Raw genomic sequence first — 8,207 nt, forward strand, 5'->3', positions numbered from 1 at the left:
CAACCAACTCCTTCTTTACTTCCACAAGTTCCTGCCGAGTAAAGTTGCTGCTCAATTATGCTGCTTAAAACCCACGAATTTATACAGTTTGATTTCCCAAATTGAATTAGTCTGCTGTCTGCTTCTTTTGAACTCTAACTCTTTGATGTCAATGGGTTTTACTTTCTTGTAATTTGCGATCGCCCCGTGGTCGATTACGTTTTCGTTTTGGGCAATTGCCTGAATCTTCAGGTAGCACGAGTTGAATTCTTGTAGTATTTCTATGGGTAACATTGTTATATTTGTGAAGTAAGTAAAACACTCTTCTTAAGGAAGTGGGCAGTAACGCCCACCCCTTTCCTTACGCTGCAACTAAATGTTTCGCTTGTGGCACGTATCTCTTTAACCGTTCCCATTCGTCACTCGTCAGCGCGTCAAATTCTTTATCGAGCAACTCTTCTTCTGTGGGTGGTCGCTCTGTAGCCGTTGTTGATACTCTTGCCACCTTCATAAATTCATCCAACCCAACGGCTGCATCAATCGGCTCGGCGTATCGAAGAGAATCCACTCCGTTAGACCAGTGGGTGATGTGTTGAAATATCACCCCAATCATTGAGTGAGCCTTGTATACTCGATAATTTCTGGGGCAAGCTCCGTTCACATACACGAGTTTGTATCCAGTGATTTCCATAACCTCTGCATTGGAGTCGGTTGGAGGTAGGAGAATTTTCTCTGTTGGCTCGTCCAACTGGGCTGCTTGAAGAGAAAATGGGCTAATCATATTGCAATATGCCATGATGATTTCGATTGTTTAAATTTGTTATCCAGGCGATTGCTTTTCCCTGGGACTGCAATCGCCTTTTTCACTTCAGGGGTTTCTTACACCTGTGCGTTTGGATTTGCTGGAGGGCGCATAATTTTCAGTTGATGGCTATCGAAACCGGAATCTGAAAGTGTGGGGTTATCTGCTGTACTTTGTGCCATGATTGTGTTTATTCTTCTTGACTAGACCCACTGGCGATTGCAATTCTTTTGGTGTGCAATCGCCTTTCTCACTTCCAGGACTAAGCCGCTACTGTCGCTCTGACTCCCAACGATGCAATCACTTGTTCGGCACTAGCAGCCACGCGATTGACTCCGTACTGTCTTGGTCTGGCGTACCACCCTTCTTCATTGCACCCAACGAAGCCGACAAAACGCCCGTCTTGGTATAGTTTGGTGCTGAATGATAACCAATCAATCTCACCGTAATATAGACCAAAAACAGTGCAGGCTTTTTCTAATTCATCGCTTAAACGTTCGTTGCGTTCCCTTGGTGTTTCTGGCAGAGTCGCTTTCACCTCTGCAACTCTTGTAGCGAACCAGTTGCGGTCGAAGGGTAGCCGTCCGCCTTCCACGAACTGCACCCAGACCGTGATTCCGCCTTCTATCCAGATTGTACGCACTGTTTCGGGTTGGACTTCGATAATCTCACCAATGATGCGGCGATCTCTGCTGTTGAGGGGGTCTTGGGTTGGTGCTACAGCTTCGGCTTGGGATTCGAGGTGGCTGTACAGTTCTGCTTGGGCCAGCGCTTCTTCATCACGAGAAGAACTAGGAATTGCTTGCTGTGTATGTGTTGTATAAGGCATAATAGAGTTCCTTGATAAAAGGGTAAAAGGCGATCGCAAACTTTCCTAGGGTGGGCGGTCGCCTTTGTTATGTATGCAAACAACGTTGTGGTTTAGCACAACGCTCTCAAAAAGATTTGGCGCAGCCATATATTTGTGGCTTAAAGCCAGTGGCACTTGAGTATTACCGAAACAGGAAATACAACGTATCAGGCGACGTGTATGACTTCAAACGCTTCATCTGCCGTCCGTCGTCCTACTGGTAATTTTTTATTAAGAACTCTCGCAACCCTTATCTACCTTTAGCAGCTTTGAGTATCCACTACTTCTGTTACCTGGGGGTATTGTTCTGTTCAGTTTTTTTCAAGGTTCGGTAAGTGCAAACCACCTTCAGGAATTGGGTGAATGCGGCTGAAGTTTCCATGTCTTGTATCTATAAATATATATGAGACGTAGAATTATGTCAATAAAAACTATATTTATAAACTTGAAGTTTGTATTAGTATATTTTATATACATATAAATCCTTGTCTGCCATCTATACTGGTTAGTAGTCGATTTATCCAAGCAAGACGAGGATTAAACTAATGGAGGTGTTGTATGAATAAGCAAATGATTGTTTGGAAGTTAAATGAAGTGATGGCAAGGCAACGCATCAAGAATAAAGACTTGGCAACATTTCTAGGAATTGATGAAAATTCCGTCTCTCGGCTTAGAAAAACAGATGAAATGCCTCGCTTGACAGCAGAAAGGCTTAATGGACTTTGCATTGCTCTTGGATGCAAGCCAGGAGACTTAATTGTTTTTGTTCCTGATGATGAGGCAGGTACTAAGGACGATAGTCCAAAACAAATTGGGTTACTCTCTTCTGAAAAACGTGCAAGCTCTAAAACTCATAACTCTAATACACACGGGCTTGCAGCATAAAGCGATCGCCCGCCGCCAAGCAACGCGATCGCCTGCTCAATCCGTTAACGACAAAGTGAGCTAACTATAATGCTGACACATTTTTGGAAAAACCCTCCAAATCAGCTGCTCTTGTTCACTTTGGTTAAACTGCAACACCCAACTTTCAAGCGTTTACCATAGTGGGCAAGAAAAATGCTGACACTAGAAAAAGAAGAAACAACAGCACTCGATTACAGTGTTGTCAACACCAGCATCCAGGAAACCTTTACCGCCATAGACCGGTTCGAGTGGCAAGCGGTAGATGAAATCCTCCAGATGAGGGAACAACAACTTTACCTGCAAGCTGGATATAAAAACTTTGAAGAATACTGCCAGCGTGAATTATACGCCTGGGGTGGATACCGACGAATCAACCAACTGCTAGGAGCCAAAAAGGTCATAGACGCAGTTGGCGAGTTGGGCGGACACATCAAAAATGAGCGTCAGGCTCGTCCGTTACTTCGTTTAGTCAGGGAACCAGAGAAACTAAAAGCTGCTATATCCCTGGCTCTGAAAGATAATCCTGACCCAAGTGTTTCAGACTTTGCGGCTGCTGCCCAAAAAGTGGTTCCTCAACTTCCACGCAAAAGGCAATCTATTCAGGAACCATTGGTTCCCAAAATTCAAGAACCAGTGGTTCCTCAAAAAGCTATTGTCACAGTTTCACAACAGTCACACCCAAGGTATGGGGAAGAAGGAACCATTGAGGCAGACGCACCGAATCGCTGGCAACAGATTGTCACTTTTGCTGATGGCGAGAGATTGTTAATCAACAATGCTGATTTAGATGCCCACAGTGTCCCATTCCCCACAGAGCCAAGTTATCCACCACAATACTCTGAAGCGATCGCCCAAATCAAAGAGCAACATCAGCAAGAGTTAGAGCGTTTACAGCAGGAATTGAGGATTGGGCTACAGTCAGAAGCCACAGCCAGAGCAGAAGAACAAGTACAAGAACAAATCCAATCTCTGCAAAACTTGTACAAGCAGCAGAAAGAACAGAATATTCAGTTACAGAAACGGCTGGATGAGATGGAGGGGTTAAAAAAGCTGGAGACTGAGAATCAACAACTTCAGCAGCGCATTCAGGAATTAGAAAACGCTGTACAACAGCATCCGGTTCAACAGTGGGGAAATACCATAACCCAGCAAGCAACTAAAGCGTTGAACAAGCAGGTGAAACAGGCGTTAGAGAAAACCATTGATTTGCGATCGCTTGCAGCAGAACCGCCGAAAGAAAACGCCCAGGAATGCTTACGTTTAATGGGTATGGCTTTGAAAAACCTTGCTAGTGCCATGAACAATACCCAAGCGCTCGAAGCTGCTGCGATAATCTTGGGAAGTGAGCCGACACCAACTGCGATCGCTTACCGTGCCGAGCAATTGGAAATGTTGCCCCAAGCGGTTAGTGACATTCGGGGGGTACTGTTAAAGCCTGGGTGTACTTTGCAAGAGTTTTGGAATGTTGCCCAAGAGTACGAGGTGATTAAACAAGATTACTGGGCAGAATTGACCACCCAAGAGACTGATTTAATTACTGCACTCCAGAACGCATCCTCTCAACCAGACACCATTGGCATCGGCTCTATTGTTGCTCATGCTGACCCCTACCGTACTTTGTATGTTGAAAGGGGCGAAGTTGTAGAGGATTTGGGTGAGGAAGTAGTGGTGGCCTGGGATCACTGGAAAGTGCAATCAAAAAAGACTGACAGGTATTTCCGAGATGAGTTGCGATTCTGGCAACCTGAATAGGCTTTCAATGTATCGGTAACTTTTTAGACAAACAAATATCGAACTAAACCCTGCGATCTCTGTAGGGAAATTTCCGTGCGTCAAAATAATAGGAGATTGTGAAATGACTGCAACTATTACTCGTCCCAAGCTCAAAAAGGCTGCTGCTAAAGCACAATCACGGTATAAGCGGCTTCATGTGATTATTCCCATAGAAGATTTGCTGTGGGCATCGCAACAAAAGCCCTCAGTGACGCAATTGTGGCAGGAGTGCTGGACGGCTGACCCCTACGGTTCTCGGTGGATGCCGCTAACTTCTGCTTTGGGGTACAGTACTTTTATCTCTGCGAAGAAAATTCTTTCCGAAAGCGGGTTGTTCATCTTCAAGCCAGATAAGTCCATAGAGGATGGTAGGGAAACGGCTAGCTGGATGGTGAAGAATTTGCATGGTAGCCGGATAAAGGAGTTCTGGGAGAAAGCTAACTCTGCGTCACCAAAACCAGATGCTGAAAAACGAGAGCCAAATGCTGAGATTTCAGAGATAGATGCTGGCTGTGAAGAAATACGTGCTTTAAATCAAGCATCTATTTTAGGTCAAAGCCAGTCAGAGCAAGGATTCTGTGAACCCTCACGAACTACTCAGGAACAGCTAACGAACTCTTCAAAAGAGTTCGTTAGCTGTTTCTCTGACACGCTTACAGAAAATTCGCGTGAGGAGGAGACGGCGAGTGCGCCCTTGGGGGGCGCTTCGCCTCAGACTTTTGAAAGTGTGGAAGAGTTTGAGAAAGGCTTGCCTGTGGCAACGGACTGCACGACGCTGGCGCTTGTGGAAGCTGCACCGAGTCAATCTGCTTCGTTGTTAGCTGAAAAACAGGATTGTGGTATTGAGGCGAAAGGCTGTCATGAAAGTACTTGTTCCGCCGCGCCCGTTGCCGTAAATGAATTATCTTCAAGTTCAGCGATCGCTAATCAAACACAGGGGCAAGTAGAACAAAGTAATTCCGCTTCGTTGTTAGTTGAAAATTCAGTTTCGGGTGAAGGAGTCAAAGCGGATCATGAAACCGGACAAAGGCCAGTCCCTTGGTCTGTTGTGGCAAAAACTTTGGAATCGAGAAGCAAAACAGAAACCACCCAAAGATGAAACCCCGGCACAGAAGAAAATTCGACTTGCACAAGCTCGTAAAGAAGCCCGGAAGCGCCCCTTTGAGCTATTGAATCTTACCGATGGGTAGAGGCACTTACTACTGTAGAAAACCGTGTAAGTAAGTCCACTCGTGTGATTCATGTTTTTGACCGGGAAGGTGATATTACAGAAGTTTTCGACCAAGTTCGTCAACTTCAGCACACGGGAGTTTTGGTACGTGCGGCTCATAACCGCAGTTTAGAAACTGAACAGCGAGCGTCTCTGGTCGAAATTAGAAGCACAACCTATTAGTCTTTCACAAGAAATTGAGTTGCCCCAAACAGGTAAGCGTTCTGCCCGTAAAGTAAAGCTGGCTGTACGATTCTGTCCTGTGAATCTTCGTACCCCCTATCGTTTTGATAACCGTAAATCTCTACCTGTCTATGCTGTTTATGCCACGGAAGTTGATTGTCCAGAAGGTGAAACTCCTGTCGAGTGGATGTTGCTAACTACAGAAGTTGTTGCAGATATCGAGATGGCTTCGACAATTTTACGCTGGTACTCTTATCGGTGGCGAGTTGAGGAGTATCATAAAATTTTCAAGTCGGGATGTCAGGTAGAAAAATATCGGCTTGCTGCTGAGGGGATGAAAACCCTAATTGGATTCTTGAGTGTGATTGCGGTAGAACTTTTGCAATTAACCTATTTACACCGTACCCAGCCTTCAGCCCCCGCCATTGGAATTCTGAATCCTCTAGAACTGAAAATTTTAAAAGCTAAATCTCCTAAACGGCCCAAGGTGTTAACAATTAGTTGGGCTGTAGAAGCTGTTGCTCGTCTTGGCGGCTACCTAGAACACCGAAGCAAAACACCCATTGGCATCCAAGTTCTGTGGCGCGGTTGGTTAAAATTGCATGACCTCTGTGAAGGTTGGCAGCTTGCAAAAGAGACTTAACGGGAAAAGTCAGCAATTATTAACACAGCCTTAGGAGTTGCGAGTGTTCCTAAAGATTATTTAGATGTGGCACGGGTGTTAGAAATGCCGCGCTGGAGGAAAATTACAAAAATTATTTGGCCTGCCAGGTTGCCCGTTTAACAGAATTAATTCTCGATTTTGCCCTTGGTAAACTTTAAGAATTAGTAACTCATCGACCGATAAGTTCTCGATATCAATAACAAAATTCAGCAGCCATCAAAAAATAACATACTAAGTGATTTTGCAAAATAACGTATTAATCAATACTAAATTTTGCAAAAAGTTGCCTTAAAACCCCTGTAAATACTGCCTTAAAGGCTTAGAGCTACTGTCTACTGAGTTTCTAAAAGATGGTTAGAGAGAAGCTTTTACCAGCCAAAATATATTTGGCAATAGTTAATAATTATGTCTTGAAAAGTAATTTTAAAAAAAGAATTGACTTTGTACTTGAATTAGAGTATATATTTTGAAAGAAATAATTGATAAATTATCTCAAGTGTGCATGATTTCTTGATAATTGGTTTTTAGTTATTTGATGGATTTAGAGGGACTAAATGGGACTAAGTGCAATAAGTGAATTGTTTGAAGCTGGCGGCGTTGTTATGTGGCCTCTGCTTATATCTTCGATTTTGGCAGTAGGTTTAGCAACCGAGCGGACAATCTTTTGGGTAAAAATTTATAAGCGTCAAGAGCGTGTAGCACGAAATGTTTTGAATTTATACCAATTAAATAATGTAGTTGGTGCTATAGAAAAACTACGAAAAAACATTGATTTACCCATAGCCCGTATTTTTCTTTTTACTTTAGAACTAGAGAACCCGACTTCAGAAGAGTTTCGTTTGGCATTGGAAACTGAAGCCAAAGTTGAGATTTCGTTACTTAAGCGTTTTAATCATATTTTTGACACAATCGTGGGACTTGCACCTTTACTTGGTCTTCAGGGAACAATATTTGGTTTGATTAAGACGTTTGCATCCCTAAATATTGGTAATCTTGCTGCTACCAATAAGGCTGGTTTGACAGCAGGTATTAGTGAAGATTTAATAGCTACCTCATTCGGATTGTTAGTTGGGATCACGACACTCACATTTGCCAGTATTTTTAGAGGGTTATACCAGCGTGAAATAGAACGTATTGAGGAGTATGGCGGGCACTTAGAACTAATCTATCTTCGTCGTGTTCAATTACCAGAAAAAACTTATGAGATTACCCAAAGAACCTAATATCCCAGCACAAATTAACATTGTGCCAATGATCGATATAGTTTTCACTCTTTTGACATTTTTTATTCTCTCAAGTCTGTTTTTATCTAATTCCGAAGCTCTACCAGTAAATCTACCTAAAGCTAACACTGCACAGCAATCAAAAAGCGTAGAGAAAATTATAATCACGATTAACTCACAAGGAGACGTAAGCTTAAACCGTAAACCAACTGCTTTTAATGCTTTAACGGAACAACTACGTACTTTAGTTGGGAAGAATCAAGATGTATTAGTAGTGATTAATGCTGATGAGAAAGCGAATATGGGTTTGGCAGTAGCTGTCATGGATAAAGTACGGAAAGTTCCAGGTACAAAGCTAGCAATAGCGACTCAGAGACCTTGAAATATTGAAAGCTTTGATGAGAAATATCTACGTATTGGTAATCGACCACGGGGCGATCGCAAATTACAAGAAAGTAAAACCCATTGACATCAAAGAGTTAGAGTTCAAAAGAAGCAGACAGCAGACTAATTCAATTTGGGAAATCAAACTGTATAAATTCGTGGGTTTTAAGCAGCATAATTGAGCAGCAACTTTACTCGGCAGGAACTTGTGGAAGTAAAGAAGGAGTTGGTTG

At 43.1% G+C, this 8,207-nt stretch carries 9 protein-coding genes and 2 pseudogenes; 8 read left to right on the forward strand and 3 right to left on the reverse strand.

The features are described 5' to 3' along the window. Window positions 1-51: 51 nt before the first annotated feature. The 3 genes from H6G97_RS39925 to H6G97_RS39935 form a co-directional block, all read right to left on the reverse strand. On the reverse strand, window positions 52-273 hold the full coding sequence (locus H6G97_RS39925) for a hypothetical protein (RefSeq protein WP_190946158.1): 222 nt from the start codon (window positions 271-273) through the stop codon (window positions 52-54). Window positions 274-340: 67 nt separating this feature from the next. Then, window positions 341-775 (reverse strand): hypothetical protein, encoded by a 435-nt coding sequence (locus H6G97_RS39930; protein ID WP_242055893.1) that lies wholly within the window; start codon window positions 773-775, stop codon window positions 341-343. A gap of 268 nt (window positions 776-1,043) precedes the next feature. Beyond that, complete coding sequence (locus H6G97_RS39935) at window positions 1,044-1,610, reverse strand: hypothetical protein (protein ID WP_190946159.1); 567 nt, start codon at window positions 1,608-1,610, stop codon at window positions 1,044-1,046. Window positions 1,611-2,189: 579 nt separating this feature from the next. On the opposite strand from H6G97_RS39935, the gene H6G97_RS39940 reads away from it, so the two are divergent. From H6G97_RS39940 to H6G97_RS39975, 8 genes and pseudogenes are all read left to right on the forward strand, one after another. Next, window positions 2,190-2,516 carry a helix-turn-helix domain-containing protein gene (locus H6G97_RS39940; protein ID WP_242055894.1) on the forward strand — a complete coding sequence of 109 codons (327 nt, stop codon included), beginning with the start codon at window positions 2,190-2,192 and terminating at the stop codon, window positions 2,514-2,516. A gap of 174 nt (window positions 2,517-2,690) precedes the next feature. After that, window positions 2,691-4,289 carry a hypothetical protein gene (locus H6G97_RS39945; protein ID WP_190946160.1) on the forward strand — a complete coding sequence of 533 codons (1,599 nt, stop codon included), beginning with the start codon at window positions 2,691-2,693 and terminating at the stop codon, window positions 4,287-4,289. A gap of 103 nt (window positions 4,290-4,392) precedes the next feature. Then, window positions 4,393-5,409 (forward strand): hypothetical protein, encoded by a 1,017-nt coding sequence (locus H6G97_RS39950; RefSeq protein WP_242055895.1) that lies wholly within the window; start codon window positions 4,393-4,395, stop codon window positions 5,407-5,409. Further along, window positions 5,330-6,346 (forward strand): annotated as a pseudogene (locus H6G97_RS39955) (IS4 family transposase); the annotation flags it as partial. The gene H6G97_RS39950 and the pseudogene H6G97_RS39955, both read left to right, overlap by 80 nt. Before the next feature lie 15 nt (window positions 6,347-6,361). Continuing rightward, window positions 6,362-6,481 (forward strand): annotated as a pseudogene (locus H6G97_RS39960) (ABC transporter permease subunit); the annotation flags it as partial. Window positions 6,482-6,921: 440 nt separating this feature from the next. After that, window positions 6,922-7,590 (forward strand): MotA/TolQ/ExbB proton channel family protein, encoded by a 669-nt coding sequence (locus H6G97_RS39965; protein ID WP_190946161.1) that lies wholly within the window; start codon window positions 6,922-6,924, stop codon window positions 7,588-7,590. After that, a complete protein-coding gene (locus H6G97_RS39970; RefSeq protein ID WP_190946162.1) occupies window positions 7,568-7,972 on the forward strand; it encodes an ExbD/TolR family protein in 405 nt (134 codons plus the stop codon). Before H6G97_RS39965 ends, H6G97_RS39970 begins: the two co-directional genes overlap by 23 nt. A 16-nt stretch (window positions 7,973-7,988) precedes the next feature. Beyond that, the gene (locus H6G97_RS39975; protein ID WP_190946163.1) at window positions 7,989-8,156 is read left to right on the forward strand and encodes a hypothetical protein; all 168 of its coding nucleotides are present in this window, start codon (window positions 7,989-7,991) and stop codon (window positions 8,154-8,156) included. Window positions 8,157-8,207 lie beyond the last annotated feature (51 nt).

The organism is Nostoc flagelliforme FACHB-838 (assembly GCF_014698065.1).
GTDB lineage: Bacteria > Cyanobacteriota > Cyanobacteriia > Cyanobacteriales > Nostocaceae > Nostoc > Nostoc flagelliforme_B.